This is a genomic window from Parafrigoribacterium soli (assembly GCF_040227235.1).
Lineage (GTDB): Bacteria > Actinomycetota > Actinomycetes > Actinomycetales > Microbacteriaceae > Parafrigoribacterium_A > Parafrigoribacterium_A soli.
The window spans coordinates 543325-569129 of the sequence record NZ_JBELNZ010000002.1; the positions used below are offsets into that span (position 1 = coordinate 543325).

Annotated in this window: 33 protein-coding genes; 13 read left to right on the forward strand and 20 right to left on the reverse strand. The window is 66.9% G+C overall.

The genetic code is table 11. The annotated features are described in order from the left end of the window. Positions 1–389: 389 nt before the first annotated feature. The 6 genes from ABUA37_RS06860 to ABUA37_RS06885 all read right to left on the reverse strand — a co-directional run bounded on the left by ABUA37_RS06860 (position 390) and on the right by ABUA37_RS06885 (position 4744). On the reverse strand, positions 390–1613 hold the full coding sequence (locus tag ABUA37_RS06860; protein ID WP_349898381.1) for an exonuclease domain-containing protein: 1224 nt from the start codon (positions 1611–1613) through the stop codon (positions 390–392). A 97-nt stretch (positions 1614–1710) separates the two neighbouring features. After that, positions 1711–2046: a DUF4234 domain-containing protein gene (locus tag ABUA37_RS06865; protein WP_349898382.1), complete on the reverse strand. Its 336-nt coding sequence runs from the start codon at positions 2044–2046 to the stop codon at positions 1711–1713. Between the two features lie 275 nt (positions 2047–2321). Beyond that, positions 2322–2939, reverse strand: a complete 618-nt coding sequence (locus tag ABUA37_RS06870; RefSeq protein WP_349898383.1) for a DUF1294 domain-containing protein — start codon at positions 2937–2939, stop codon at positions 2322–2324. Positions 2940–2983: 44 nt separating this feature from the next. After that, positions 2984–4021 (reverse strand): L-glyceraldehyde 3-phosphate reductase, encoded by a 1038-nt coding sequence (gene mgrA, locus ABUA37_RS06875; protein ID WP_349898384.1) that lies wholly within the window; start codon positions 4019–4021, stop codon positions 2984–2986. A 56-nt stretch (positions 4022–4077) separates the two neighbouring features. Then, entirely contained in the window at positions 4078–4464 is a 387-nt protein-coding gene (locus ABUA37_RS06880; protein WP_349898385.1) for a PPOX class F420-dependent oxidoreductase, read from the reverse strand. Positions 4465–4504: 40 nt separating this feature from the next. Next, positions 4505–4744: a DUF1653 domain-containing protein gene (locus ABUA37_RS06885; RefSeq protein ID WP_349898386.1), complete on the reverse strand. Its 240-nt coding sequence runs from the start codon at positions 4742–4744 to the stop codon at positions 4505–4507. A gap of 50 nt (positions 4745–4794) precedes the next feature. On the opposite strand from ABUA37_RS06885, the gene ABUA37_RS06890 reads away from it, so the two are divergent. From ABUA37_RS06890 to ABUA37_RS06900, 3 genes are all read left to right on the forward strand, one after another. After that, entirely contained in the window at positions 4795–5625 is an 831-nt protein-coding gene (locus ABUA37_RS06890) for an endonuclease/exonuclease/phosphatase family protein (RefSeq protein ID WP_349898388.1), read from the forward strand. 32 nt (positions 5626–5657) lie between these two features. Further along, positions 5658–6005 carry an A1S_2505 family phage non-structural protein gene (locus ABUA37_RS06895; RefSeq protein WP_349898389.1) on the forward strand — a complete coding sequence of 116 codons (348 nt, stop codon included), beginning with the start codon at positions 5658–5660 and terminating at the stop codon, positions 6003–6005. Between the two features lie 123 nt (positions 6006–6128). Then, positions 6129–6386: a hypothetical protein gene (locus tag ABUA37_RS06900; protein ID WP_349898390.1), complete on the forward strand. Its 258-nt coding sequence runs from the start codon at positions 6129–6131 to the stop codon at positions 6384–6386. A 100-nt stretch (positions 6387–6486) separates the two neighbouring features. On the opposite strand, the gene ABUA37_RS06905 is transcribed toward ABUA37_RS06900, so the two are convergent. Further along, positions 6487–6840 carry a VOC family protein gene (locus ABUA37_RS06905; RefSeq protein WP_349898391.1) on the reverse strand — a complete coding sequence of 118 codons (354 nt, stop codon included), beginning with the start codon at positions 6838–6840 and terminating at the stop codon, positions 6487–6489. A gap of 60 nt (positions 6841–6900) precedes the next feature. On the opposite strand from ABUA37_RS06905, the gene ABUA37_RS06910 reads away from it, so the two are divergent. Continuing rightward, a complete protein-coding gene (locus ABUA37_RS06910) occupies positions 6901–7149 on the forward strand; it encodes a glutaredoxin family protein (RefSeq protein ID WP_349898393.1) in 249 nt (82 codons plus the stop codon). A 6-nt stretch (positions 7150–7155) separates the two neighbouring features. Here ABUA37_RS06910 and ABUA37_RS06915 read toward each other — a convergent pair whose 3' ends face one another. After that, complete coding sequence (locus ABUA37_RS06915; RefSeq protein ID WP_349898394.1) at positions 7156–7506, reverse strand: MmcQ/YjbR family DNA-binding protein; 351 nt, start codon at positions 7504–7506, stop codon at positions 7156–7158. Between the two features lie 92 nt (positions 7507–7598). Between ABUA37_RS06915 and ABUA37_RS06920 the strand changes: the two genes are divergently transcribed. Further along, a complete protein-coding gene (locus tag ABUA37_RS06920; protein WP_349898395.1) occupies positions 7599–8369 on the forward strand; it encodes a DUF2510 domain-containing protein in 771 nt (256 codons plus the stop codon). A 21-nt stretch (positions 8370–8390) separates the two neighbouring features. Here the strand turns inward: ABUA37_RS06920 and ABUA37_RS06925 are convergent, their stop codons facing one another. From ABUA37_RS06925 to ABUA37_RS06935, 3 genes are read right to left on the reverse strand one after another with little or no spacing between them, the layout of a single operon-like run. Next, a complete protein-coding gene (locus ABUA37_RS06925) occupies positions 8391–9833 on the reverse strand; it encodes a lipase maturation factor family protein (protein ID WP_349898396.1) in 1443 nt (480 codons plus the stop codon). Positions 9834–9866: 33 nt separating this feature from the next. After that, positions 9867–11300: a phytoene desaturase family protein gene (locus ABUA37_RS06930; RefSeq protein ID WP_349898398.1), complete on the reverse strand. Its 1434-nt coding sequence runs from the start codon at positions 11298–11300 to the stop codon at positions 9867–9869. A gap of 50 nt (positions 11301–11350) precedes the next feature. Further along, on the reverse strand, positions 11351–11782 hold the full coding sequence (locus tag ABUA37_RS06935; RefSeq protein WP_349898399.1) for a YdeI/OmpD-associated family protein: 432 nt from the start codon (positions 11780–11782) through the stop codon (positions 11351–11353). A gap of 30 nt (positions 11783–11812) precedes the next feature. On the opposite strand from ABUA37_RS06935, the gene ABUA37_RS06940 reads away from it, so the two are divergent. After that, the gene (locus ABUA37_RS06940; protein WP_349898401.1) at positions 11813–12682 is read left to right on the forward strand and encodes a 3-methyladenine DNA glycosylase; all 870 of its coding nucleotides are present in this window, start codon (positions 11813–11815) and stop codon (positions 12680–12682) included. Positions 12683–12738: 56 nt separating this feature from the next. Next, positions 12739–13104, forward strand: coding sequence for a hypothetical protein (locus ABUA37_RS06945; protein ID WP_349898402.1), 366 nt, complete (start codon positions 12739–12741; stop codon positions 13102–13104). A gap of 7 nt (positions 13105–13111) precedes the next feature. Here ABUA37_RS06945 and ABUA37_RS06950 read toward each other — a convergent pair whose 3' ends face one another. Next, positions 13112–13603 (reverse strand): MarR family winged helix-turn-helix transcriptional regulator, encoded by a 492-nt coding sequence (locus tag ABUA37_RS06950; protein WP_349898403.1) that lies wholly within the window; start codon positions 13601–13603, stop codon positions 13112–13114. 86 nt (positions 13604–13689) lie between these two features. Between ABUA37_RS06950 and ABUA37_RS06955 the strand changes: the two genes are divergently transcribed. The 3 genes from ABUA37_RS06955 to ABUA37_RS06965 all read left to right on the forward strand — a co-directional run bounded on the left by ABUA37_RS06955 (position 13690) and on the right by ABUA37_RS06965 (position 15748). After that, on the forward strand, positions 13690–14304 hold the full coding sequence (locus ABUA37_RS06955) for an NADPH-dependent F420 reductase (RefSeq protein WP_349898404.1): 615 nt from the start codon (positions 13690–13692) through the stop codon (positions 14302–14304). Positions 14305–14474: 170 nt separating this feature from the next. Continuing rightward, complete coding sequence (locus ABUA37_RS06960) at positions 14475–14882, forward strand: DUF2510 domain-containing protein (RefSeq protein WP_349898405.1); 408 nt, start codon at positions 14475–14477, stop codon at positions 14880–14882. A gap of 59 nt (positions 14883–14941) precedes the next feature. Next, complete coding sequence (locus ABUA37_RS06965) at positions 14942–15748, forward strand: DarT ssDNA thymidine ADP-ribosyltransferase family protein (protein ID WP_349898406.1); 807 nt, start codon at positions 14942–14944, stop codon at positions 15746–15748. A gap of 16 nt (positions 15749–15764) precedes the next feature. Here ABUA37_RS06965 and ABUA37_RS06970 read toward each other — a convergent pair whose 3' ends face one another. Together ABUA37_RS06970 and ABUA37_RS06975 are read right to left on the reverse strand one after the other, a co-directional pair. Next, a complete protein-coding gene (locus ABUA37_RS06970) occupies positions 15765–16451 on the reverse strand; it encodes an endonuclease/exonuclease/phosphatase family protein (RefSeq protein ID WP_349898647.1) in 687 nt (228 codons plus the stop codon). 122 nt (positions 16452–16573) lie between these two features. Next, complete coding sequence (locus ABUA37_RS06975; RefSeq protein ID WP_349898407.1) at positions 16574–17491, reverse strand: ATP-grasp domain-containing protein; 918 nt, start codon at positions 17489–17491, stop codon at positions 16574–16576. A 69-nt stretch (positions 17492–17560) separates the two neighbouring features. Between ABUA37_RS06975 and ABUA37_RS06980 the strand changes: the two genes are divergently transcribed. Beyond that, entirely contained in the window at positions 17561–17887 is a 327-nt protein-coding gene (locus ABUA37_RS06980; protein WP_349898408.1) for a cupin domain-containing protein, read from the forward strand. A gap of 74 nt (positions 17888–17961) precedes the next feature. On the opposite strand, the gene lgt is transcribed toward ABUA37_RS06980, so the two are convergent. The 4 genes from lgt to trxA all read right to left on the reverse strand — a co-directional run bounded on the left by lgt (position 17962) and on the right by trxA (position 21405). Beyond that, a complete protein-coding gene (gene lgt, locus ABUA37_RS06985; RefSeq protein ID WP_349898409.1) occupies positions 17962–18921 on the reverse strand; it encodes a prolipoprotein diacylglyceryl transferase in 960 nt (319 codons plus the stop codon). Positions 18922–19033: 112 nt separating this feature from the next. Then, the gene (locus ABUA37_RS06990; RefSeq protein WP_349898410.1) at positions 19034–19687 is read right to left on the reverse strand and encodes a UdgX family uracil-DNA binding protein; all 654 of its coding nucleotides are present in this window, start codon (positions 19685–19687) and stop codon (positions 19034–19036) included. Next, on the reverse strand, positions 19684–20874 hold the full coding sequence (locus tag ABUA37_RS06995) for an alcohol dehydrogenase catalytic domain-containing protein (protein WP_349898411.1): 1191 nt from the start codon (positions 20872–20874) through the stop codon (positions 19684–19686). Before ABUA37_RS06995 ends, ABUA37_RS06990 begins: the two co-directional genes overlap by 4 nt. Before the next feature lie 141 nt (positions 20875–21015). Beyond that, on the reverse strand, positions 21016–21405 hold the full coding sequence (gene trxA / locus ABUA37_RS07000; RefSeq protein WP_349898412.1) for a thioredoxin: 390 nt from the start codon (positions 21403–21405) through the stop codon (positions 21016–21018). Positions 21406–21936: 531 nt separating this feature from the next. Between trxA and ABUA37_RS07005 the strand changes: the two genes are divergently transcribed. After that, complete coding sequence (locus tag ABUA37_RS07005; protein ID WP_349898413.1) at positions 21937–22869, forward strand: aminodeoxychorismate lyase; 933 nt, start codon at positions 21937–21939, stop codon at positions 22867–22869. Between the two features lie 22 nt (positions 22870–22891). Here the strand turns inward: ABUA37_RS07005 and ABUA37_RS07010 are convergent, their stop codons facing one another. Both ABUA37_RS07010 and ABUA37_RS07015 read right to left on the reverse strand, forming a co-directional pair. Further along, positions 22892–23299 carry a hypothetical protein gene (locus tag ABUA37_RS07010; RefSeq protein WP_349898414.1) on the reverse strand — a complete coding sequence of 136 codons (408 nt, stop codon included), beginning with the start codon at positions 23297–23299 and terminating at the stop codon, positions 22892–22894. 46 nt (positions 23300–23345) lie between these two features. Beyond that, positions 23346–24191 (reverse strand): DUF72 domain-containing protein, encoded by an 846-nt coding sequence (locus ABUA37_RS07015; RefSeq protein WP_349898415.1) that lies wholly within the window; start codon positions 24189–24191, stop codon positions 23346–23348. A gap of 135 nt (positions 24192–24326) precedes the next feature. Here ABUA37_RS07015 and ABUA37_RS07020 point away from each other — a divergent pair, with 135 nt between their 5' ends. Beyond that, entirely contained in the window at positions 24327–25805 is a 1479-nt protein-coding gene (locus tag ABUA37_RS07020) for a maltokinase N-terminal cap-like domain-containing protein (RefSeq protein ID WP_349898416.1), read from the forward strand.

The window sequence follows — 25805 nt, forward strand, 5'->3', positions numbered from 1 at the left end:
CCGGGTTTCTCCGGCGATCCTGCTTCGATGCCCGTTCGCTGACGCCTGAGCGCGGAGTGTCCAGCGCAGCAACCATCAGATCACCCAGCGAGCCACCAAAAGGAGGCGTGCGCCGAGGTTCGGAGCGCGTGCGCTCCTCTTCGTCAGCCGCACAGCCGCGTCGCATGCCGAAGCTCGCGCGAGAACCGTGTGGCCACGCTCAATGCGAACTGTCGCAAATATTGCGACAGCTCAGCTTGCGCCACCAATATGCACTTCTTGCATAATTCAGATCGAGGCGGATGGCCGTGCTCAGCTCGAGCTGACGCCGCGACCAGCGCTGCCGAGGCTTCGGCAGAAAGCACACTGCCGACCGGGTAACCTCGCCTCCACTCCGGGAGTGGGCTCGCTCAGTGCGCAAGCATCGCGGCGAGCCCCACCTCATCCACTATCGGGATGCCGTAGTCGCGAGCCTTTCGCGCCTTGCCCGAGAGAGAGTCTGGGTCTGCTGCAGCGACGAGCTTGACCTTCTTGGTCACGGCATCCCATGGCACGAAGCCTCGCTCGCGCAACTCGCGCTGCCAGTCTTCGCGGGACCGCATCATGTCACCCGTAAGCACAATCTGGTCACCCGCTTGCAGGCGGAATGCTGCCGGCAATGATTCGGCTGGGGGTTCTGCGGCAGCCCGCGTCTGCATCGCTGCCACCACGACGTCGCTGGGAACGTCGAGCATCCGTGCAATGGCGACCAAATCGGCAATCTCATCGGTGGTGAGGACTCCATCCGCCCAGGCCACCGCGGTCAATTGGTCGAAATATTGCCGGTGCAAGGCGATGCAAGTGGTGCGACTGATGCCGAGCGTCTCGGCGAGATTCACAAGAGCGTTTGCCTCGTGTACCGAAATCTGCTGGTCGAGCAGGCAGCGGTCAAGCAGCGCCAGATAGTCGAGGTGCTCCACAGGACCGGCATGTTCCGGCATCTTGAGAGTGATGCGTTGGATGAAGCTCGCCGAGGCCTGCGCCTGTGCTCCCCGCGACACCCATGGCGAGCCCAAGTGGGTGAGCGACGGCCACACCTCATCCAGTGCCTGGCTGATGTAGGAGTACCAGAACTCGGGGTCGGTCTCGGAGCCCATATACGCGGCCAGCAGCTTGGCAGTCGCGAGAGCGTCGACGGATGCGCGATGCGCGTTCTCGAGTTCGATGTCGTAGGCAGCGCAGCAGTCGGCGAGCGCACGACCAGCACCGGGGAGAAAGTCACGCGCTAGTTGCATTGTGCACAACCACGGCTCGAGTGCGAGCGGCGGAATAGCGCCTGCACGTTCTAACTCAGCGCGAAGAAAACGGATGTCGAAACTCGCGTTGTGCGCGACCAGCACGCGACCCCGCAGCAAGTCGACAAGCTCGCAGGCGATCTGAGTGAACGTAGGCGCGCCCAGGACGTCGGCGGCTTTGATTCGATGGATATGCTGCGGACCCAGATCACGCTCCGGATTGACGAGGGTGTCCCACTGGCCTGTCACGCTTCCATTGCCATCCAGGTGCACGACGGCCACCTCGACGACTCGATCGTGACCACCAGGAAACAGCCCGGTCGTCTCGAAGTCGATGACCGCAAAACCTGGTCCTGACATTTGCTCTCCTTCGAACGCGACAACCGACTCTAGCGCGAGGCACGGCTACAGACGCTTCCTGACGAGTACTCCATGACCTCGGAGAGGAGCCTTGCGGCTATGCGACCGCGGGAACGGCCTGAGTGGCGCTTGAGCCACCGATTGATCGATTGAACGAGCTTTGGACAATCGCCGCCCCGATGAAGCCGAGAAGGAACAAGAGCCAGAAGGCACCGTGACGGCGCATGCTTCGACCAGTGAACTGCTCGACTCCCACCGCGTATTTCCAGATCCACACGATGTTGCCGATAGGAACGATGAGTAGCCAGGCAGTTGGGATCTTGCTGCCTGCAGCCTTCATCTCGTTCTTCGTCTTCACATACCAAACGAGCGAATAGATGCCGAATGTGACGAATGGCAGGAGGAGCGGGGCAGCTGGGCTTCGGCGTTTCATGAGTCTTCTATTCTGCGATTATTGAGCGCAACTCCGAGCGTAGGGGTCAGTGCTCGTGAGGAGCTCCCCCAGTTCGGGGCGATCGCGGAGACCTTCGCGCGTCTTAGCTCTCCGCCCTGCTAGTCGTCCTGCATCCGACGTGGGTTCACGACGACTCGCAGAGCACTGGCCAGCCACAGGAGGCCGTCATGTCGGGTCGTGACGCCGCGACAGGAACGTGTATCGGCGCATCGGCGCGCCCGTTGACCGACGGGCCACAACAACGGTCCTCTTCGCTACCCTACGACATCGGCGATCAGCTCCGTCACCGGCCGGCTGAACACGACGAAGGCGGCACAGTTCACGACCACCGTGGTCCAGAACGTCGCCTGGAACGATTCCTTGCGGTTTTTGTGGTGCAGGAGTTGCTGCGCCAGGATCGCGCCCGGCCATCCGCCGAAAAGCGACACCATGTGCAGGGTGTTCTCGGAGGTGCGCCAGCTTCCCGCGCCGGCAGCTGCCTTGTCCCGCGTGTAGAGGGCAATGCTCGCCACGCTCAGCACTGCGTAGACAAGGCCGATCCACGGCGACACTGGCCAGTACGTTCCGACCACGATGTACAGGCCGATGAAACCCAGAATCGCGAAATAGCCCTCGGCGCCGAGAGTGACCCTCTGTCGCGGGAGCGTCTCGAACGGCCTCCGCACGGACCGCGCGCGAGTGCGACCGTCTGGTGCCAGTTCCACGTCGAACGTCACGAAGTCGCCCTCCTTCGGCCGGCCCGCACCGCGGGGCCAGGCGTGGATGTGGGCGAAGACGCGGTGACCGCCGGCCTCCGGCTGGATGTAGCCGAAGCCGCGCTCGTCATCCCAGGAGACGAGTACACCCTCCTGGGCCGCAGCATCCGAATCCATGAGCCGATGCTAACGTCCGCTCAACACCGAGCTGAGACACTGCGCTACGCCGAAACCCCCACCGCACTTGACGGCGCCCAGAGATTGATGTCCATGTCGACGGCGTGCTGGTCGATGGCCGCGAGCTCGTCCGGCGTGAAGTCGAGGCCCGCAATCGCCGCGAGGTTCGCCTCAAGCTGCTCCACAGACGACGCACCGACGAGCGCGGAGGTCACCGGCTCGTTCCGCAGGGTCCACGCGATGGCCAGCTGCGCGAGGCTCTGACCGCGACCCTTCGCGATGTCGGTGAGCGCGCGGATGGCGGCGAGAGTGTCGTCGTTGACCATGCTCTTCTGCATCGATCCCTCGCGGGACGCGCGTGCGTCATCCGGAATGCCGCCGAGATAGCGATCGGTGAGCAGTCCCTGCGCGAGCGGAGAGAAGGCGATGCATCCGACGCCCAACTCGGCCAGAGTGTCGAGCAGACCGCCCTCGACCCAGCGGTTGAACATCGAATACGAGGGCTGGTGGATGAGCAGCGGCGTTCCGAGGTCGGCAAGGATTTGCGCCGCCTGCTTCGTGCGCTCCGGCGAGTAGGAGGAGATTCCGGCATACAGGGCCTTGCCCGAGGTGACGGCGCTGTGCAGCGCACCCATCGTCTCTTCGAGCGGCGTGTCTGGATCGGCACGGTGCGAGTAGAAGATGTCGACATAGTCGACGCCCATGCGGTCGAGGCTCTGGTCGAGCGACGCGAGAAGGTACTTGCGGGAGCCGAAATTACCGTACGGCCCTGGCCACATGTCGTAGCCGGCCTTGGTGGAGATGACGAGCTCGTCGCGGAACGGGGCGAAGTCACGGCGAAGGTGCTCGCCGAAGTTCTCCTCCGCGCTGCCATACGGAGGGCCGTAGTTGTTGGCGAGGTCGAAGTGGGTCACTCCGAGATCGAACGCACGGCGCAGGATCTGCTGCTGCCAGTCCATCGGCACGTTGTGTCCGAAGTTCTGCCACAGGCCGAGCGAGACGGCGGGAAGCTTGAGGCCGCTTCTGCCGGTGCGGCGATAGACCATGGAGTCGTAACGAGAATCAGCGGGGCTATAGGTCATTTCCCTATGTTCGCACGGCGCGCTGGGCCGAGGATGTCAGCGCGGGTGGAACGACGCTACTGGGTAATGCGCAGGATGTAGCGCGGCTTCGTGCCCTGCTTACTGAACTTCTCGATCCACAGAAAGAAGCTGTATTCGAGCCCGAACTTCTTGCGGAAGACGTTCTCGAGTTCCGGCGTCTCCTCCAGGATCTCGGCGTGCCCGACCGCGACTGGGGCGTCATCCGCCACCTTGCCCATGCGGGAGCTGGGACGCAGTTCGACCCGGTCGTTGTTGCGAATGCGCTTGACCTTGCCACTGCCCTGCGGTGTCGTCACGAGCAGCGCGTCGCCGTCGCGGGCGATCCACACGGGTGTCGACACGCCCACCCCGGACTTGCGAAAGGTCGTGAGCGAGACGAAGTGCTCGTCACCGAGGTCGAGAAGTGTGGTTGCTTGGGCCATGGGTCCACGGTAGTGCAGCGCAGCGACCCCGGACTCGCACTTAGGAGTGGTGCTCCTCTGCCTTCACGGGCGCGAACCTGCGCACGCGTTCGCCGTCGACCTCCACCTCGCTGACAAACATGTCGAACGGTCGCACCCACATCCCGCGCAGCCCGTAGAGGGCGCGATAGACGACGAGCCGCTCCTCCGTCTCTGAATGCGAGGCCACGCCGATCACCTCGTAGAGATTGCCCTTGTAGTGCCGATAGAGACCGGGCTCGACGTGATCGGGAGCAGACATCCCACCATTCTGCCCGCACCGGGGGCGTGAGGCGGTCGTAGGCTGACACGATGACGGATGCCGCGGTGGTCGGGCCAGTAGACGCGCCGAACCTGCACGTCATGAGCTTCAACATCCGGCGCCGGCTGCCACACCTGAACCCGCGCAGCCCCGACCGCTGGGTGCATCGCGAGCCGCTCATCAAGAGACTGCTCGAGGCGGAACAGCCGAGCCTCGTCGGCGTGCAGGAGGCGCTCTTTGACCAGGCGAACTTCGTGCGCCACGCCCTCGGCGAGCGCTACCGCTCCGTCGGCTACGGCCGCGAGGCCAACCGCGGCGGCGAGGGCTGCCCGCTTTACTACGACAGCAAACGACTCGAGCTGCTCGACTGGGCGCAGACCGCGCTCTCCGACACTCCCTCGGTGCCGGGTTCGACATCCTGGGGCAATCGCACCCCACGGATGCTCGTGGATGCGACGTTCAGGGACAGGGCCGCCGGCATAGAGTTCCAGGCGATCAATACGCACCTCGACAACTACTCGCGCAAGGCGCGACTGCGCTCGGCAGACGTGCTCGCTCGCATCGTGACGGCGTCCCCGCTGCCCACCATCCTCACCGGCGACTTCAACACGGATGCGGACTCCGAGCCGTACGACCTACTCACCCGTCCGGGACTCATGATCGACAGCTGGGATGTGGCGAAGGAGCGGCTCACCGAGGCGTGGGGCACCTTCCTCGGCTATCGAGCGCCGAAGCACGATCGCAAGCGCATCGACTGGATCCTCACCACGCCCACCATCACCACGCTGAAGGCCGCAATCAACGTCACCCGCTACGAGCGCGGATGGCCGTCCGACCACGCGCCCGTGCAGGCCGTCTTGTACCTCGGCGACGCTCACTGACCACTTACGGGGTAAAGATTTAGGATCGCGCCATGACCATTACCGAGTTGCAACCGGGCGAGATCTTCGTGTTCGGATCGAACGCGACCGGGTCGCACGGGGCCGGGGCCGCCCGCACCGCCTACGAGAAGTTCGGCGCCGTGTGGGGCCAGGGGCACGGGCTGCAGGGGCAGTCCTACGGCATCGACACCATGAGCGGCATCGAGACCATCCAGCGCGAAGTCGGCGAGTTTCTCGAGTTCGCGGGCGCGCATCCGGAACTTCGCTTTCTCGTGACGAAGATCGGATGCGGCATCGCCGGCTACACGCCCGCCCAGATCGCGCCGTTGTTCCGCTCGGTTCCCGAGAACGTGGTGCTGCCGGAGGAGTTCACCGCCTGATCACTGCGTCCGCTCCTCCACAGCACGCCTCGCGGCTGAGCAGTGGACCAGTTCGGGCGACGCTCGGGACAACGTACCGGGGCGCCCCTAGTGTTCCCTTACCGAAGCAGTGAGAATGGAGCCGTGACGACGTTGACCGAACCACAGGTATGGGTACTCATCGGCGTCTTCACTGCGGCCTTTTTCGGCATGATCGGCATCGTCAGCACGAGTCTTACCCGCACCATGAGTGCCCGCTTCGAAGCCATGGACGCCCGGTTTGGGTCCATGGAAGCTCGCGTCGACGCGAAGTTCGACATCATCACGATCAAGCTCGAGAACATGGACAGGGACATCCAGGCGCTCTCGCGACACGTCTTCGGATCCGAGCCGCGGGGCTGACAGCGCTTCGACAGGCTCAGCGATCGGGGCTGCTCAGCGACTGGGCGACTTAGCGCTTCGACAAGCTCAGCGACCGGGGCGGCGCAGCGACCGCGCGGCGCTAGTGTCGCGCGGCGAGAATGCAGAACTCGTTGCCCTCTGGGTCGGCGAGCACCACCCAGCGCTCCTCGCCGGTTTGGCCGATGTCGACGCGCGTGGCGCCCAGCGAGATCAGGCGATCAACCTCGACCTGCTGATCGTCGGGCACGAAGTCGAGGTGCAGCCTGTCCTTGACCGTCTTCGGCTCCGGCACGTTGCCGAAGAACAGCGTGGGCGACGAGCGGTCGGGGTTGCGAATCTCGAGTCCGGCCTCATCCTCATCGACGATGTCCCAGCCCAGGGCATCCGCCCACCAGCGGCCAAGAGCGGGGGCGTCCTTGCAGTCGATGACAACTTCTTCCCATTTCAATGTCATCGATTAAGGCTACGCGGGGCGCTTGGAATGCAGAACCCCCGGCGGTGGTTTGATGGAGGTATGAGCGATCGAATCACGATGTACGGTGCCGAATGGTGCGGCGACTGCCGCCGATCGAAGAAGCTGCTCGATGAACTCGGCGTCGACTACGACTACGTCGACCTCGAAGCGGATGTCGCTGCCGCCGATGTCGCACGCGGCATCAGCGGGCGCACCAACATTCCGGTGATCGTCTTCCCCGACGACACCCACGTCGTCGAGCCGAGCAACGCGGAGCTGCGCGAGAAGATCGACGCGCTGAGCGCCTGAGCCCGGCTACTCCGCCGAACGCGAGCGCGGGATGCGCGGCCTCACGAGCGCGTGGCTGTCGCGAACCACCTGCTCGACAAGCTCGTCGGGGAATGCTTCTTCGAGCACCACGGTGATCCAGTGCTTCTTGTTCATGTGGTAGCCGGGCGTGATCTGCCGGAATTCCTCTTGCAGGGCGAGGCTCTCCTCCGGGTCGCACTTGAGCGTGACCGAGAGCGGCTCAGCATCGAGGCGCACGAGAGCAAACACCTTGCCGTTGCCACTCGTTTTGAAGACCGAGGTCTCCTCGTCGAACGGGAAAGTTTCGATCGCCTGCGGGAGCGATAGGCAGAAGTCACGCAGCGCATCCGGTGTCATGGAGTCGAGGATAGGCGCACGCGCCGTCATCGGAGCGGGCGTTCCCAAACTGGGGCTATTGCTGACATACATTCAGATGTAAAAAGACAATCATGACTGTGCCTGACTTGCCCGCCGACTGGTATCCCGATCCGGCGGGAAGCGGAGGCCGCCGATGGTGGGACGGCACGCAGTGGACCTCGCACGTTCGCGCAGCGGAGCCACCGCGGCATGCCGCTACGGACCCGGCGGCGCCCCTGCAGACGCCGCTCGGCCTGCCCCCGGCGGCGGCCGTGTCGGACGCACCTGTCCTCCCGGCCGCGCCCGCCCTGCCCGCGGTGCCCGCGGCCCCACAGTCACGTCCCGCCAGCGCCGAGCCCGTGCCTGTGCCCGGGAACTTCGCACCGATTTTCCAAGCGAGCGACACGGCGAATCGAACACCGTACCTGTCCATGACGCAGTCGCGATCTTTGGCCTCCTTTGAGTCCACACCGACGGTCGTCTACACCTCCGCTTCCTGGTGGCTCGCCCTGAGCCCGGTGTGGATGTCGGTCGTGATCTTCATGCTGGATACTGCCCTGCCTGGGAGCATGATCAGGTCGATTGTGCTGTTGACGTTCCTCTTTGTGTCTGCGGGGCTGACCATGCACGATCGCAAGGTGCTGTTGCAATCGGGCTACCGCACCGCCGCCTCGACCTGGTGGTGGCTGCTGACGCCGCTCGCCTACTTCATCGCGCGAGGTGTTCACGTCAATCGAGTCATAGGCCGGGGGTGGGCGACCGCCATCGTCTATGGATGCGCCGCCGGGCTCGCGTTTCTCGTGCAGTTGCTGATCATCCTCGTCACGGTGCAATCCTTGCTGCGCGCAGGTGTGCCAGTCTGACATCGCGGTGTAGCACCGCGCTTAAGCGCCAGGCAGCGACACCGGCGGAATCGCGACCCGCACCGGCTCGCGCACCCACCACATCCCGCTCGCTCGCTTCTCTGAGCGCGTCGTGAAGCGGTAGCGATAGAGAGTGGCGCGCACCCATCGCGGGCGCTGGCCGTCGAAGGGGTCGAGGCGCAGCATCCGCAGCGTCGGCAGGTCGGCCTCGAGCAGCTTGCCGAGGAAAGCGTAGAACCACTGCTCGTGCACCGAGCCGAGCGGCAGAAACCACATGAGCCAGTCGAGCCGCAGGTGGTATGGCGCGAACTGGCGCGGCATGCGCGAGGGGTCACCCGGCTTGCCCTTGAACTCGTACTCCCGCCATTCAGCGTCGGCGCTCGGTGACGCGTCGAGCGTGCCCTCCACGATCACCTCGAAGCGCTCCTTCGTCACGCTGCCGAAGGCGCCGTACGCGTTCACGAGCTGCCAGCGATTGAACGCCGCGTTCATCAGCTGCCTGCGCGAGAGCAGATTTCGGATCGGCCAGTAGCTCAGCACGACGAGCAGCAGCGACACGGCGAGCACGATCACGAGCCACCAGATCGGCGTGACGTCGCCCGAGCCCCAGTCGAGCGGGATGACCGGCAGCGCCCAGTGCGCCACCGAATCGCTGATGCGACTGAACGCGAGCACGATCGTGATCCAGTTGAGCCAGGCGAAGTTGCCCGTGAACACGAGCCACAGCTGGGTGAGGATAACGATGGCCGCCGCCGCGCTCGCGACCGGCTGCGGCGCGAACAGCAGGAACGGCACGATCAGCTGCGCGACGTGGTTGCCCAGCACCTCGACCCGGTGCACGGGCTTCGGCAGCAGGTGCGCGAAGCGACTGAACGGATTCGGCATCGGCTGCGTCTCGTGGTGGTAGTACAGGGCGGTGCGGTCGCGCCACGATCGGTCTCCGCGAATCTTGATCATGCCCGCGCCGAATTCGAGACGGAAGACCAGCCATGCTGTCAGCAGCAGGATCGTGGTCGGCGGCGGCACGGCATCCGAGCCCAGGAATGCGGCGGTGAAACCCGCCTCGAGCAGCAGCATCTCCCAGCCGAAACCGTAGAAGGTCTGCCCGACGTTCACCACCGACATGTAAAGCAACCACAGCGCGAGAAAGACCAGCGCGGGCACCCACGGCGGCCCGAACTGCGGCAGACCCAGAACAACGGATGCCGCGAGCGCGACCCCGACCCAGGCCACGGTCAGCAGCAGCCGGTCGCTGTATCCCCAGCGGAACAGGGTGAAGCCGCGCAGGAACCGCTCCTGCTCCAGCAGCTTCGGCACGGGCAGCAGTCCGTGCTCACCGAGAAGCGCGCGAAACTGCGCAGCGGTGGAGAGGAAGGCGACGAGGAACATGACGGCGATGCCTCGCTGCAGCACCTGCCGCGCGAACTCGTAGTCCTGGGCGTCGAACCAGCTCACGCCATCCACGCTACGCTGGCGCTCCTCGGTGAGCCAGAGCGGTCAGGGCGCGAGCGAGGGTGGCGTGCTGATGCCGAACCGCTCTTTGAGCGCGAGCGTCGCGGCGTACCAACCGTTCATGCCGTGCACGGCAGGGCCGGGCGGCGTCGCCGAGGAGCACAGGTACACCCCCTCGATGGGCGTGCGCCACGGTGCCGGCGACACGATCGGGCGCTTCACGAGTTGTCGCAGGGTGAGCGCGCCGCTGTAGATGTCTCCCCCGATGTAATTCGGGTTATATGCCGCCATCTCCACGGCGCTGCTCGACGCGCTGCCGAGAATGAGGTCGCGAAAGCCCGGCGCGAACCGCTCCACCTGCACCGTGACCAGCTCTGTCGCGTCGAGCGTCGACCCCGAGGGAACGTGGATGTAGGCCCAGAGCACCTGCTGCCCGGCCGGCGCGCGCGAGTCGTCGAGCACGCTCGGCTGCGTCACCAGCACATACGGATGCTGCGCCACGCTCCCCCGAAGCACCGCATTTTCACCGGCGGCGATTTCGGCCCTGCTGCCGCCGAGGTGAACCGTGGGCGCGAGCGCCACGTCGGCGTTGGACCACGGCACCGGTCCCGAGAGCGCGAAGTCCACCTTCGCGACGCCCGGGCCATAGCGGTACCTCCCGAGCGCGGCTCGGTATCCGCTGGGCAGGTCCCCCGTGAGCAGCAGCTTCGGCGAGGTGTCCAGGAGCGTGACACGCGACGGCTCGAGCGCGGCGAGCGAGTCCACGGGAACGTTGGTGTGCACCGTGCCGCCGTGGGCGAGCAGGTCGTCGACCATGGCATCCGCGATCGACTGGGCACCGCCCCTGGGGTAGCCCCAGCCGCCGGCGTGGCCGTGCACCGCGAGCAGGAGCCCGGCGCCCGCGGGCGCGAGGGAGGGTTGACGGCCGCTCGCGTGCGCAGCGACACCGCTGAGCAGCGCGGGCGCCACCTCGCCCTTGAAGCGCAGGTTCCACAGCGGCGAACCCTGCTCGAAGGCGCGCAGACCGTAGAAGAAGGCCGCGATCGGATCCTTGGGGATGCGGAGCAACTGCGAGCCGGTGAAGTCGACGACGCCCTCGACCCGCTTCAGCAGGGGTGCGAGCAGCGCACGCCAGGCGCTGCCGTCTCGCCCGAGTCCGTCGACGGTGCGGTCGAGATCGCGCCAGGCGATGCCCGCGTGCCCGTGGTCGAGCGGATGCGCGTAGGAGACCTCGGGAACGATCCACTCGATCCTGTCGGTGAGCCCGAACTCGCGAAAGAACGGCGAGGACGTGGCCGCGGGATGCACGGCTGAGCAGACGTCGTGGTGGAAGCCCGGCAGGGTGAGCTCGCTCGTGCGCAGCCCACCACCGAGCGTCGCGGCTCCCTCGAGGAGTCGCACCGAGAGTCCAGCGCGCGCGGCCGTGACGGCGGCGGCAAGCCCGTTGGGGCCACTTCCTACGACCGTGACGTCGACCATCGTTCTAGTCTGTCACCCTTGCCTCCGCGCCCCGTGGGAGCGCGAAAGCGCTATTCCGCGAGGCTCGCGACCGCGGTGGCGATGCGACGCTCGCGGGTGTCGGCCGTCTTCGCGCCCTCGATCGACACGACGTGCGCCTTCTGGCGGCTCGGCGAGAGCGCGTCGAAGGCCGCGCGAGCGCCGGCGGCGGCCAGCGCGGCGGCGAAATCGGCGGGAGTCTCGACCGTGCGTGGTTCAGTGTCGAGAGTCAGCACGACATCCACCTGGTCGCCGCCGGCGATGCCGGTCGCCGCCCGCTTGTCGGAGCTGAACGGGATGAGAAATCGGCCGCCCATCGGCGCGACGGTGCTGCGGTACGAGTAGCCGTTGACTGTGACGTTCACGGCCGGCCGCTTGCCGCCGCCGAGCGCCTCGATGACCTCCGCCGGCACCGGGATGCCCGTGTTATTGCCTAGTTGCAGCATCGTCGCCTCGAATTCCATGGCGGCAAGTCTGGCAGGTAGCCTCGGTGAATGGCCACCCTGACCGAGTCGAGCGTGCTCGCCCCCGCGGAGTGGCGCGCGCTCGAGGAGCGCCACCGCGAGCGCGCCGACTCGCTCAGCAGCGGCTGGCGCGAGCGTGCGGGAACCGGGCGCACGCATCCGGTCGAGGACTTCCTGTTCACCTACTACCCCGTGCCTCCGCGCGTGTTGCGCCGCTGGCACCCGGGAGCGGGCGTCGTGCTTGCGGATGCCGCAGGCAGCGAACGCGCCGACTGGCGGTGGTACTCCGCGCGCGGCGACGACGTCATTGTCGATGCCGCGGCGTTCGTCGAGGCCAGGGGCGCCAGCATCCGCTTCATCGTCTCGTTGCTCGGCGCCACCGCGAGCCGTCAGCCGAGACTCGGATGTTTCGGCCTGCACGAGTGGGCGATGGTCTATCGTCAGGGCGAGCACCGTCACGAGGCACCACTCAGGCTCAGCCAGACCGAGACGGATGCCGTGGTCGAGGGCGCCCGCATCTCCTGCACGCACTTCGACGCCTACCGCTTCTTCACACCGGACGCTGCGCCGCTCAATCGGCTTCTGCCCACGCGCGAGAACCAGCCCGCGATGGAGCAACCGGGATGCCTGCACGCCGGCATGGACATCTACAAGTGGGCCACGAAGCTCGGCCCGCTGCTGCCGGGCGAGCTGCTGCTGGACGCGTTCGAGCTCGCCGCGAGCATCCGCGAACTCGACATGCGCGCCTCGCCCTACGACCTCACCGAGTGGGGCTACGAGCCGGTCGCGATCGAGACGCCGGAGGGCAGGGCCGAATACGCGCGCCGCCAGCGCGAGTTCGCGCTCGCCGGCAACGCCCTGCGCGAGCGCATCGTCGGCGTCATCGCCCCGCTGCTGTAGCCCGCGCGCGCACGCTCGGCGCAAGATCAGCGAGCGCGGACGTACGCTGGACCGACATGATCACGAGACACGAGGTCGCGCTGCGGCTCGATATTCCGCTGGAAATGGCGCGCAGACACGGCATCCCGAACCGGATCTCGGAGGAGGAGTTCGCCGAGCTCGACTCGAACCCGCCGGCCTGGCTCGCGCAGTCGCGCGCCAATCGCACCGGAAAGAAGCCCGTCTGGGTGCAGCTGAAGTGCGACATCTGCGGCTTCGAGGAGGCCGTTCGCCCGAAGAAGTGGTGGCCGGCCTTCAGCTACCTGAGCTGCAGCCACCACCTGCCCGGCGAACTGCCCCAACCCGCCGACAACGTCTACCGGCACGAGGTGGACGGCATCGGCAGCCGATTCGTCGGCATCGTCGACGAGGTGTCGCGCTAGTCCCTCGCTACGACTGCGAGGCCGCCTGCACGGCGAACCGGCCGTCCGGATCGAGCCGCGCGAGCATCCGACCCATGATGCGATCGAGGTCGGCGACGTCACGCTCGTCGAGAGGGCCGAGCACGTTCTCGCGCACCGCGCCAACATGGCCCGGCGCAGTCTGAACGACCTTCTCCCAACCGGATGCGGTGAGCGACGCGTTCGTGGCCCTCCGGTCTTCCTCACACGGCGTCCGCACCAGGTAGCCGCGCTTCTCGAGGCGGGCAACCACGTGGGACAGGCGCGGCAGGGTCGCGTTGGTCTCGGCGCTCAGCTCGGTCATCCTGAGCGTGCGGCCGGGCGCCTCGGACAGCATGGCCATGACGAAGTACTCGAAGTGGCTGAGCTCCGCGTCGCGCTGCAGCTGGCCGTCGAGCGCGCCGGGCAGCAACTCGACCACCGCCACGAACTTTCTCCAGGCAGACATCTCGTCTGCCGACAGCCACTGGGTCTTCGTCATGAACCCATTCTAGCAAATTACTTGACGCTACAAGTAAATACGCTACTATTGGTTGAACCGACAACCAATTACCCAGGGAGACCATCATGACCACCATCACCATCATCGGCGCAGGCAACATGGGCGGCGCCATCGCCAAGCTCGCGGCCGCAGGCGGCACCGACGTTCAGCTGCTGGCGCGCGACGCCGCCAAGGCCAGCTCCGCCACCGGACTCAGCGCCGGCACCATCGGCGACGCCATCACCGGTGACATCGTCGTGCTCGCGCTCCCCCACCCCGCCGTCGCCGAGGTGATCGGCAGCTACGGCGACCAGCTCGACGGCAAGGTGCTCGTCGACATCACCAACCCGGTCGACTTTGCCACCTTCGACTCCCTCGTCGTGCCCGCAGACTCGTCGAACAGCCACCAGATCGCGGAACTGGCGCCGAAGGCATCCGTCGTCAAGGCGTTCAACACGAACTTCGCGGCCACCCTGCACGCCGGCAGCGTCGGCAGCGAGAAGACCGCCGTGCTGATCGCGGGTGACGACGCCGACGGCAAGGCCGCCCTCGCCAAGATCGTGACGGATGCTGGCCTCAAGGCAGTCGACGCAGGCTCACTCAAGCGTGCCCGCGAGCTCGAGGCGCTCGGCTTCCTGCAGATGACGCTCGCCGCCTCGGAGAAGACCTCCTGGACGAGCGGTTTCGCGCTCGTCGACTGAGTCGAGCAGAGCCCGAGCGGGGCCCCGCACTCGGTCGCCAGACCGGGCGTGGGGCCCTGTTGCTCCCCCGCGAACTGGGGCGAGCGCGCGCAATGAGGGCGGCGTAGCGTAGCGCGTGGGGGGACGGTTTGCGTACCCCGAACGCTTGAACAGCTTGGACAGGAGGGGTCATGGTCGCCACCGCGGTAATCGCCGGCACGGCTCCCGTTGACCTCGCATCCGTCGGCTTCGGCGGCATCGACCTCGACTCGGTGCTCACCGAAGAGCGCGTCGAGACTCCGGCGTTGCCCGTGGTCAGTGTGGCCATCAGGCACCGCATCCCCGCCGGCTGGTACCCCGACCGGGAAGACCCAGGTCGCAGGCGCTGGTGGGACGGCACCACCTGGACCGAACACCGCACCCCGCTCACCGGTGAAGTCGCCGCAGCACGGACACCTCGACACCTTGCCGCCGTGATCGAGCCGGAGCAGCCCGTCGCCGAGGAACGGCCGCGCGTTCCCGTGATCGTGATCGTTCTGCTCGCCACGCTCACCACAGCCAACACGGTGCTGTTGTCGATGCTGGCATCCGGTCGTTAGGGCCGCTCGCAGCCCTGCGATGGTCACCCCGGGAGTCCCGCGCAACGTAAGGTCTTAAGGTGACCGAAGAATGCATCCACGGACTCGATATCGACCGCTGTGACATCTGCAGCCCGAAGGCGAAACCCGCTCCCGTGGCCGCGACCACCGCTCGCACGCGAGCGCCTCGAGCTTCCACCGCCGGCACAGTGTCCCGCCGCCGGGAGGCGCCGACAGCCAAGCACAAACCCGTCATCCTCGCCGAGCAGCGCGTGCACCACCTGACCCACATCGACAATCTCATCGGCATCCTGGTCGACGGTGCGCTTCATGCGGATGCCGACGCGGCCTGGCAGGGTCGCCCCGAGGTCGACATCTCCTCCCCCGATACCCGCGACGCCAGGCGCAGCACGCACATCGCCGGCACCGGACACACCGTCGCAGACTACGTGCCCTTCTTTCTCTCCCCCGACGCGACGATCTGGGAGGGCATGCTCGCGCGAACGCCGGATCCCCGGCTGGCTCCGCGCGCTCGGGCGCTGCCGGCATCCGAATTCATCATGCTTGTCACGACGATCAAGCAGCTCGTGACCGCCGACGGCCCGTACCCGGTCGTCGCCGACGGTGATGCCGGGGATGCGCGCACCCGCTTCGCCACGACGAAAGAAGACTCGGAGCAGCTGCTTCGCCGCCTACTCGGCTCCGATGACGGTGTGCTGCTGCGCTCCGAACTGCTCGTGGCAGAGCCGGTGCCGTTCGAGCGGGTGAGCCTCATCGGCGTCGCGAATGAGCGGGCTCGAGCCGACGTCCGAGCGCTCCTCGCGGGATCGGCGCATCAGCCGCGGGTCGCGGTGCATCCACCCTGGTTCGCTCTCGCCACCGCGTGAGGCTGGCGGCTGCGCGTCAGGCGACCGACGCGACCTCGCTGTAGCTCGCCGTCACGAGTATCGGTAAGTGGTCTGAGGTGCCGCGTGGCAGGGTCTTCACGCTGTCGATCGTGAGTCCGATCGAGGTGGCCAGGTCGAAGTGGCCGCGAAAGAACTTGTATCTCGTGTAGGTGCGGCTGTCGCTCAGGGTGAGGTTATAGCCCGAGTCCGCCATCCGCTCGTTCAGGTGGTTCTGGAAGATCGGGTAGTTGTAGTCGCCCACCATGAGGGTCGGCAGCCCCGGGCCGAGCACGCGCAGTTGCTCGTGCGCCGCCGTGATCTGCTTGCGCCGCAGGGAGTTGAGCGCCGTGAGCGGAGCGGCATGGAACGAAGCGATCACGAGTTCGCGATCGGCCTCCAGGTCGCGCATCCGGGTGCCGATGAGGCGCTCGTGCGCTGGCCTCAGCACGCGGTCATGCAGCGACTTCTTGAGTTCGAACGTCTGCGTGTTCATGGCCGCAAAGCGATCGTCGCGATAGTAGAGCGCGAGGCCGAGCCGATTGCGCATGGTCGAATCAGCGAGCCTCAGCGCCCCGACCGTCGTGGGAAGGGCCACCGTGTCGGCCTCCTGCAGGCACAACACGTCTGGCTCGAACTTTTCAGTTATGGCGAGGAGTTCACTGCTGGCCCGGTTCTTACGAAGGTTGTAGCTGATGACCCGCACTGTGTATTGCCTCACATTCGTTGAGCTGCGTCACCAGCCTAGGCCGCAAAACTTGGTGCGCGCCTAACAGCCACCTCCATGTCGGCTGAATGCCCGCTGGTGGGACGGCAGGCGTGGTCGCGCTAGCGCAGCGGTGGCGTCGCGAGCCTCGCGAGCACGGCAGCGGCAAAGCGCGCCTCGGATGCGGGGGCCGTATGCACGAAATAAGCGGGTTCGAACAACTCGGCCTCGAGCAGCGCCGGCCCATCATCCGTCTCGACGAGGTCGAGTCGCGCGTACAGTGGCACGGCATCGTCCGCCGCGATTCCTCGCTCGAGGAAGATCGAGGAGATGGCGGCCATCGCGCCATCGGCGAGTTGCCGTTCGGCGGGGGTGGCCTGCGCGGGCTCGATCGATTCCGTGTAGACGCCGCCGAGGAGGTTGCCGCCGACATCGAGAATCGGCCCCTTGACGAGGGCGTGAGAGAACATGCCGTCGAAGTACACGAGCGCGCGCTCGCCCACGGTCGACACGCTCTCCACCGCAGGTTGCACCATGGCTGTCTTGCCGATCCCGATGATGTGCCGCGCAAGCTCGGCAGCGCGCGGATCGTCCCGCTCGAACAGGCCGGTGTTGCGCGATCCGGCCGACACGGTCGGCTTCACCACCACCCGCGGGGAGTCCACCGCTGAGAGCGCGCCGGCCACCTCATCCGCGCTGGTGCAGAACTGCGAGTCCACGACTCGAACTCCGCGCCCCTCGAGTTCGGCCAGGTAACGCTTGTCGAGGTTCCACCGGATGACCTCGGGCAGGTTCAGTAGGCGCGTCGCGGCGGACGCGCGGTCGAGCCAGTCGAGGAACTGCTGCGGGTGTTCCGCGTAGTCCCACGGGCTGCGCATGATCGCGAGGTCGAAGCTCGACCAGTCGACGTCGGTGTCGCGCCACGACGGAACGTGCACGTCGATGCCGTGCGAACGCAGCGCCGCGCGCAAGGGTTCGAGGTCGCGATCATCCTGCCCGACGAACTCGGGATCCGTGCTGACGAGGGCGAGGCTGGGCATGGTCTCGAGGCTAACAGTCGCGCGCGGCGTGATCTGCAGCCCTCGCAGGGCTAGCTTTAGGGTATGGACATGCCCCTCTCCGAAGCCGCACTGACGGTGCGCGAAAACCTGTTCGAGCTTGCACCGATCAGCGAGGGCAAGCTCGGCCACTACACCGTGCTCGCTGCGCCTGGCGTGCGCGTGATCGTGCTCGCCTTCGAATCCGGATGGGTGCTCAGGGAACACATCGCGCCCAAGCAGCTGCTGCTTCAGGCGCTCGACGGCCGCCTCGTGATCACCGCGGCCGGCACGCAAACCACGCTCGTTCCGGGTGGCCTCATGCGACTCGACGAGGGACTGCCGCACGCGGTGGAGGCGCTCGAAGACTCGCGCCTCATGCTCACGCTGCTGGGCTGAGCGCCGCGTTCCCTGAGCCGCGGCGTCCCCTGAGCGTGTCGAAGGGGCGCTTCGACAAGCTCAGCGACCGAACGCTACTTCTTGGCGACCTCCGCCGCGACGGCGTCGTCGCGGAAGTCATCCTCGGTGAAGACCTCGTCCGTCGTGTCCTTCGGGCTCGGCACGCGCCCCGGCGCGTACGGCGAGGGCTCGAGACCGGGGTGCCTGCGCGACTGTACGACGAAGATCACGATGCCGAGGATGATCGCAGCGAACGAGGCCCAGTCGTTGGCCGGGATGCCGAGGAAGCCGTCGCTCGTCGGGTCGATGCGAATCGCCTCGAGCCAACTGCGGCCGAGCCCGTACCAGATGAGGTAGATCGCGAAGGCCTTGCCCCAGTGCAGTCGCACCTTGCGCTCGATGAGCAGGATGATGCCCACGCCGATGAGGTTCCAGATGATCTCGTAGAGGAACAGCGGGTGGAACAGCGTGCCATCCGCGAGCCCCGCGGGGAACTTCGGGTTGGTCGACTCGATCTGGAGGCCCCAGGGCAGCGAGGTGGGAAGGCCGAAGAGCTCGTGGTTGAACCAGTTGCCGAAGCGGCCGAGCGCCTGCGCGACGAGCATCGCCGGCGCGAGAGCATCCGCAAAGGTCCAGAAGCGGATGCCGGTCATGCGGCAGCCGATGTACGCACCCACCGCTCCACCCAGCAGCGAGCCGTAGAGCGCGTTACCCCCGTCCCAGATGGCGACCGTGTTCCAGAGGTTCGCGCCGGGGTAGAAGTAGTCGCCCACGTGGGTGAGCACGTGGTAGATGCGCGCGCCGATGATGCCGATCGGCACCGCCCAGAGCGCGATGTCGATGACGATTCCGGGCTCCGCGCCACGATTCGTGAGCCTGCGTGAGGTGATCATGGCGGCGGCGAAGATGCCGACGAGGATGCAGATGGCGTAGGTGTGCACCACGAGCGGGCCGATCTGGAACTGCGCGAAGGCGGGATCCGGGCTGGGGATGCTCAACGGCAGGTGCAGCAGCGGGTTCAGCGAAAAGCTCATCGCGATAGTGTCCTCGGCTCGAGTGCTCACGGGGGTGGGGCCCGAAGACCATTATGCGGTGCCTGCCGCGTCTTTCCAGAATCCTCCTGCCCGAGACCGGCTCGCGAGTGCGCTACCTGGCGAGCAGTGTGGCCGCCACGGACAGGTCGGCCACGAGGAGATCGAACGCCTCATCGAACTCGGGCCTGTCGTGTAGGCGCACAACGGCAGACGGATGCGCGGTGAGCAGTACGCGCGCCCGCCCGAGCCGGTGCGCCTCGCCGTCGAGCAGGTGGCCGCGGTCCTGCCCGACGCGCACGGGCCGGCCGAGCACCGCACGACCGGCCGTCGCACCGAGGCAGACCACCACATCCGGCTTCACCGCGGCCAGCTCCGCGCGCAGCCACGGGGCGCAGGCCTCGATGTGAGCCACGGCCGGGTTCTTGTGCATGCGCCGCTTGCCGCGCTCCTCGAAGCGGAAGTGCTTCACCGCGTTCGTGAGATAGACCTCGCCACGATCGATTCCCGCCGCGTCGAGCGCGTCATCCAGCAGCCGACCCGCCGGGCCGACGAAGGGCGCGCCCTCGCGGTCCTCGCGGTCGCCGGGTTGCTCGCCCACGAGCATCAGGCGAGCGGATGCCGACCCGGTCGAGAAGACGACCTGCGTCGCGCCAGCCCACAGTTCGCATCCGCGGCAGGCGGGGGCCGCGCGGCGCAGCGCCCGCACTCCCCCGCCGTCCGGGACCCAGCGCTCCGCGCCCGGCCGATCGACATCGTGCGCACTCACGGCGTGAGCACGACCTTAATGCAGCCGTCCTCCTTCTTCTGGAACAGCTCGTACATGCGCGGCGCCTCCTCGAGCGGTACGCGATGGGTCACGAGGTCGAGCACTCCGAGCGGGTCCCCCGGGTATTCGACCAGCGGAAGCAGGTCGTCGATCCAGCTCTTGACGTTGCACTGCCCCATGCGCACGGTGATCTGCTTGTCGAACATGTCCTTCAACGGCATGGGATCGGCTTCTCCGCCGTAGACGCCGGCGAGCGAGACCGTGCCCCCGCGGCGCACGAGGTCGATGCTGCTGAGCACCGCCGTCATCCGGTCGATGCCGGCCGTGTTCATGGCGGCGCGAGCCAGCGGATCCGGCAGGAGTCCGACGGCCGCCTGCCCCACTGCGGCGAGCGTGGAACCGTGGCCGGCACCGCCGTGCGCTTCCATGCCCACGGAGTCGACCACCGCATCCGGACCGCGGCCGATGGTGCGCTCGCGCAACTGCGGGATCACGTCGTCCGTGAGGTCGTAGGTGAGAACGCCGTGACGCTCGGCCATTGCCCGCCGCTCGGGCACCGGTTCGACCGCGAGCACCTCGTATCCGAGGTGCACACCGATGCGCGAGACGAACTGCCCGACCGGGCCGAGCCCGAAGACCGCGAGCGTGCCACCATCCGGAACGTTCGCGTACTGCACGGCCTGCCACGCCGTCGGCAGGATGTCACTGAGGAACAGGTAGCGGTCGTCCGGAAGGTCGTGTGCCACCGGAATCGTGTTGTAGTCGGCGAGTGGAACTCGAAGCAGTTCTGCCTGTCCACCGGGCACCTGGCCGTACAGCTTTGTGTATCCGAAGAGCGCTGCACCGTTGCCGTATTCGCGCACCTGAGTCGTCTCGCACTGCGATTGGAGCCCACGCACGCACATGTAGCAGACGCCACAGGCGATGTTGAAGGGCATCACCACACGGTCGCCGGCCTTCACGCGAGTGACCGAGGCGCCAACCTCCTCGACGATGCCCATGGACTCGTGGCCGAGGATGTCGCCCCGGTCGATGAACGGACCGAATAGCTCGTAGAGATGCAGGTCCGAACCGCAGATGGCGGTCGAGGTGATCCGCACGATGGCGTCGGTCGGTTCGAGGATGCGCGGATCGGGGACGGTCTCGACCGAGACGGATCGCTTTGCCTGCCAGGTCAGTGCTCGCATGGGTTTCTCCACCCTGTCTTCTGTGCAGACGGTGGTGTCTACCGTTTCAGGTCTAATTGGCTGCGGGCGGCGAAGAAAAGGGGTTGCGCTTGGCGCTTGCGTCTGCACGGGGACGCCGATGATGCGGCGCCCCGTCGCGGCTCAGCCCTCCTGCGGAGCGGTGCCCGCTTCGGCTTCCGCGGCCTGGGCCGCAGCGATCGCGGCGTCGACATCCAGCGCCTTCAACTGGGCAACGAGGTCTTCAAGCGCCGCCGGCGGCAGCGCGCCCGACTGACGGAAGACCGGAACGCCCTTCTTGAAGGCCATGAGGGTGGGGATCGAGGTGATCTGCGCGGCTGCTGCGAGCTGCTGCTGGTCCTCGGTGTCGATCTTGCCGTGAACGATGTCGCCGTTGGTCTCGCTCGACTGTTCAAACACCGGTGCGAACTGCTTGCACGGGCCGCACCAGTCCGCCCAGAAGTCGAGCAGCACGATCTCGTTGTCGGTGATCGTCTTGTCGAGAGTGTCGCTGGTCACGGTAACGGTAGGCATGGTGCCTCCTCATGGGTATCGGTGATGCTTCGTCGTTCCTTCGTTCCATTCAACACGCAGCACCGAGGCGATGCTCCCCGGAGACACTCAGCTTCGGCCCGCACCGACCGCATCCGCCTCAGCGGGCGCGGCTTAAAGTGAAATCGCCGGCCGGGTCCTCGGGACCCGACCGGCGATTGAAGATGATGCAGGGCGACGGTGACCAGTTGGCCGTTTTCTTATGTATCGGATCACCCCCGCGATCCGATTCCGGACTTGCTGTCCCCGTCGTCCCTAGCCCCCCGGCTAGTGCATATTTAGAAGATAGTCGGCGTGTACACAATGTGCTGCCCCCAATAGGGGGCGCCCCCACGCGGGTGTCAGCTTTATGGGGGACACCGGGGTACAGAATTGGCCCACTTTTCGACCCTGAAATATACCCCCCAGCAGCACCGATCTCGAGCGCTCGACGGGCGGATTTTCGACGCAATTCGGAAGGCGCCGGGCGCACCTGCATGGCCCCTCCATCCCAGCAATCTAGGATGATTGACCATGGAAGCCCCCACGCTCGTGCTCATCACCCGCCCGGTTCACCACGATCGCCCGCGGCGCCAGGAATCGCCCTCGGAACCGGCCGTCGCCGTAGACGTACCTGTTCACCCCGATGGCTTCGTTATCGCCGACCCGCACTCCCCCAGACTGCGCGTTCTCGACCTCGGCGCTACACGCGGCGACGGCATCTTCGAGACGGTCGCCGTGACCGAAGGGCGGGCGCACGCGCTCGACGCGCACCTGGAGCGATTCGCGGCATCCGCACGACTGCTCGACCTGCCGAAGCCCGATGCGAGCGTGTGGCGATCCGCCATCGAGGCCGCCATCGCCGACCACACTCCCGTGCCGGAACTCTCGGTCAAACTCGTGCTCACGCGCGGCATCGAGGGCACCGAGATTCCCACCGCCTGGGTCTATGCCGAGACCGCTCCCGACTATCGCGCGGTTCGCGTCGACGGCATCAGCGTGGTGACGCTCGATCGCGGGTACCGGCACGACGTCGCCGAGACCTCCCCCTGGCTGCTCCAGGGTGCGAAGACCCTCTCGTACGCGGTCAATCGTGCCTCGCTGCGCGAGGCGAGCAGGCGAGGGGCGGATGACGTGGTCTTCGTGAGTTCAGACGGCTACCTTCTCGAGGGTCCGACCTCCACTCTCATCCTGCAGAGCGGCGATCGTGTGCGCACGCCGCGCACCGACCAGGGCATTCTCGCCGGCACCACGCAGGCGAGTGCCTTCGAGTTCTTCGCCGCCGAGGGCCTCGAGACGTCCTACGAGCTCCTACCGGTGGACGAGCTGGCGCGGGCGGACGCGGCCTGGCTCGTGTCGAGCGTGCGGCAGGCGGCGCCCGTGCGAGCCGTCGACGGCGTGCCGCTCGCCGTGGATGCCGAGCTGACGGCGCGGCTCAACGACTGGCTGCTCGGCGAAGCGCCCTGACCCTCCTGCGGTAGGGCCGCCGTCAGTCCAGCGCCTCGCGCAGCAGCGCGCAGAGCGCCTCCGCATACGCTCCCGAGGCGTCGCTCGCATCGAAGTCGCGGGCATCGCCGCCGATGACTGCGCGCACCCGGAATCCATCGTCCACGCGCGTGAGCGACTGGAAGGCGCCGCCGAGCAGAGAGCGCAACTGGGCCTCGCGAGGCAGCCACAGGGCATCCTCGAGCGCGACGGAGTCGAGTGCCCACTCTGTGGTGCCGTTGAAGCCGAGAATCGTGCCGGTGTCGAACACGTGCGCCTCCACCGTCATGTCGCTCACGGTGAAGACGTCGCTCTCGAACTCTTCTCGATCGATGCAGAAGGCATCGCCGGAAGTGGGATGCCATTCGAGCCCGAGCTCGCGAAGCGTGCGGGCGAGCGCTGTGGAGATCATCACTCCAGTATCCCGAATCGGACCCGGCACCGCTGGCGGCGATCTCTCAGGCGAGTCCGCTCAGCCTCTCCTGCAGGGAGAGCGCGTCGAATGGCGCGTGCACCTTGGCGTCGTTGTCGAAGTACACGTAGCTGTCCTGGCCGGCCGCCGCCCAGCCTCGAATCGCCGCCGCCCACGAATCGAGCGACTCCTCGCCGTAGCCGCTCGCGTACAGTTCGGTGTCACCGTGCAACCGGAGGTAGCGGAAGTCGGCGGTGTCCTCACGCAGCATGGGCCAGCGGCCAGCGGCATCCGCTGCGACGAGGGCGACGCCGTGCGCGCGCAGCAGCGCGGGGAACTCCGCACTGTCACCGAAGCTGGGCGAGCGCACCTCGAGCGCGTAGCGGATGGGCCGCTCTCGCAGGCCGGGCTCGAGATCGACGAATGCACGGCCATCGAGGCGGGCGTCGTGGCTCGTGGCGAGGCGCGCGGCGTCGCCGAGGGTGCGGGGCAGGAGGGTCAGGAACTCGTCGAGCTGCTCGGCGTCGAAGGCGTGCCGCTCGGGCAGTTGCCACAGCACGGGTCCCATCTTCGGTCCGAGCGCGAGGACCCCCGAGGCGAAGAAGTTCGCGAGGGCGGTCTGTGCACCGCGCAGTCGCAGCATGTGGGTGATGAAGCGCGGACCCTTCACCGCAAACACGAAGTCCTCGGGAGTCTGATCGTGCCAGCGGCGATAACTCTCCGGCCGCTGCAACGAGTAGAACGAGCCATTCAACTCGACCGATCCGAGCCGCTCGGCGACGTACTCGAGCTCCCTTCGCTGGGCGAGACCGGTCGGATAGAAGACGCCTCGCCACGGTGCATAACGCCAGCCGGAGATGCCAATGTGCGCCCGCGGCTGCCGCCCTGCCATTCCTCCACGCTACGTGGTTCCCGTGTCCACGGTCCGTCAATCACCCGCGAATCCCCTGAAATAGCGGTCGCGGGTCTCAGCGTCTGCGTATCGTGGAACAAGGCTTTCCCATTTCGTACGCCGCTGGAGGTGGTCGTGATCGACGTTCCCACCGACCCCACGTCTGTCGGCGGGGCGCCGGATGACGCGCGCGCCGGTGCAGCATTGACCGAGCCCGACACGATGCGCCAGTTCACCGAATGGATGTGCGCCCAGCGCTGGTATGCGGGCAAGGGTCGCGCACCCAGCCTCAGGTTCATCGGCAGCTACGGGCTCGCGGACCCCTCGGGAAGCGCCGCCATCCGAGTGCACCTCGTGCTCGACGAGGCCGAGACGCCAAAGCTCTATCAGGTGCCGTTGACCGTGCGGAGCGGGCCCGTCGGGGAGTTGTCCGAGGCTCTCGCGGCGATGAGCGGCGGCGACGACCCGCTGTACTTCTACGACGGACCGCGCGATCCCGCGTTCGCGCACGCGCTGCTGCGGCTCATCCTCGACGAGGGGGTCGGCCTCGGCGATGGCGCTTCCTCGCAGACCGCGGAAGCACCCGTGCTCGTGCAGGGCCACACGTCATTCCCCGGCAGCCTGGCCCAGATCGTCTCGTCGCGGGTGCTCGGCGGGGAACAGTCGAACACCTCCATCGTCTACGACATGAAGGATGCCGAGGGCGAGCCGACTGCGCCCGTCATCTGCAAGCTCTTCCGCGCCCTGCATCACGGTGACAACCCCGACGTCGTGCTCCTCGAAGCGCTGGGAGCCGCCGAGTCGCGCGTGGTGCCGCGCTCCATCGGGCACGTCACCGGCGAGTGGCAGGACGCCGGGCGGGACGATGGACGCGCCCGCGGACATCTGGCGTTCGCGCAGGAATTCTTCCCCGAGGCCGAGGATGCCTGGCGGCTCACGCTTCGCGCCGCCGAGGAGGGGCGCGACTTCACGACTGCTGCGCGAGCCCTCGGCGAGGCGACCGCCGAGGTGCACGAAACCCTCGCCGCGGCGCTGGGGACCAGCGAATGTTCCGCTGCCGACATCGACAGCGTCGTGGCGAGTATGCTGCGGCGCCTGGACATCGCGATCAACGAGGTGCCCGAACTCGCCAGATGGCGCGAGGCGATCGGCATCGTGTACGCGCGCGCCGTCGTGGCCCCATGGCCGCGGTTGCAGCGCATCCACGGCGACCTGCACCTGGGCCAGGTGCTCGCGGTGGCGGGGCGTGGCTGGGTGCTCCTCGATTTCGAGGGAGAGCCGCTGCGCCCGATGATTGAGCGCAACCGGCCCGACGTTCCGCTGCGCGACGTCGCGGGCATGCTGCGCTCCTTCGACTACGTCGCCGGGGCGTTCGCGCTCGCGAATCTGGGCCGCTCGGCCACGGACTGGGCACTCGCCTGCCGTCGTGCCTTCGTGGGCGGCTATAGCGAGCGCACGGGCCACGACCTGCGCGCCAATCGACTGTTGCTCGATGCCTTCGAGATCGACAAGGCGATCTATGAGGCGATCTACGAGGCCCGCAACCGACCGGACTGGCTGTCGATCCCCGTTGCGGCGATCGGTCGACTCGCGCAGCGCTCGAGCGTCGGCTGA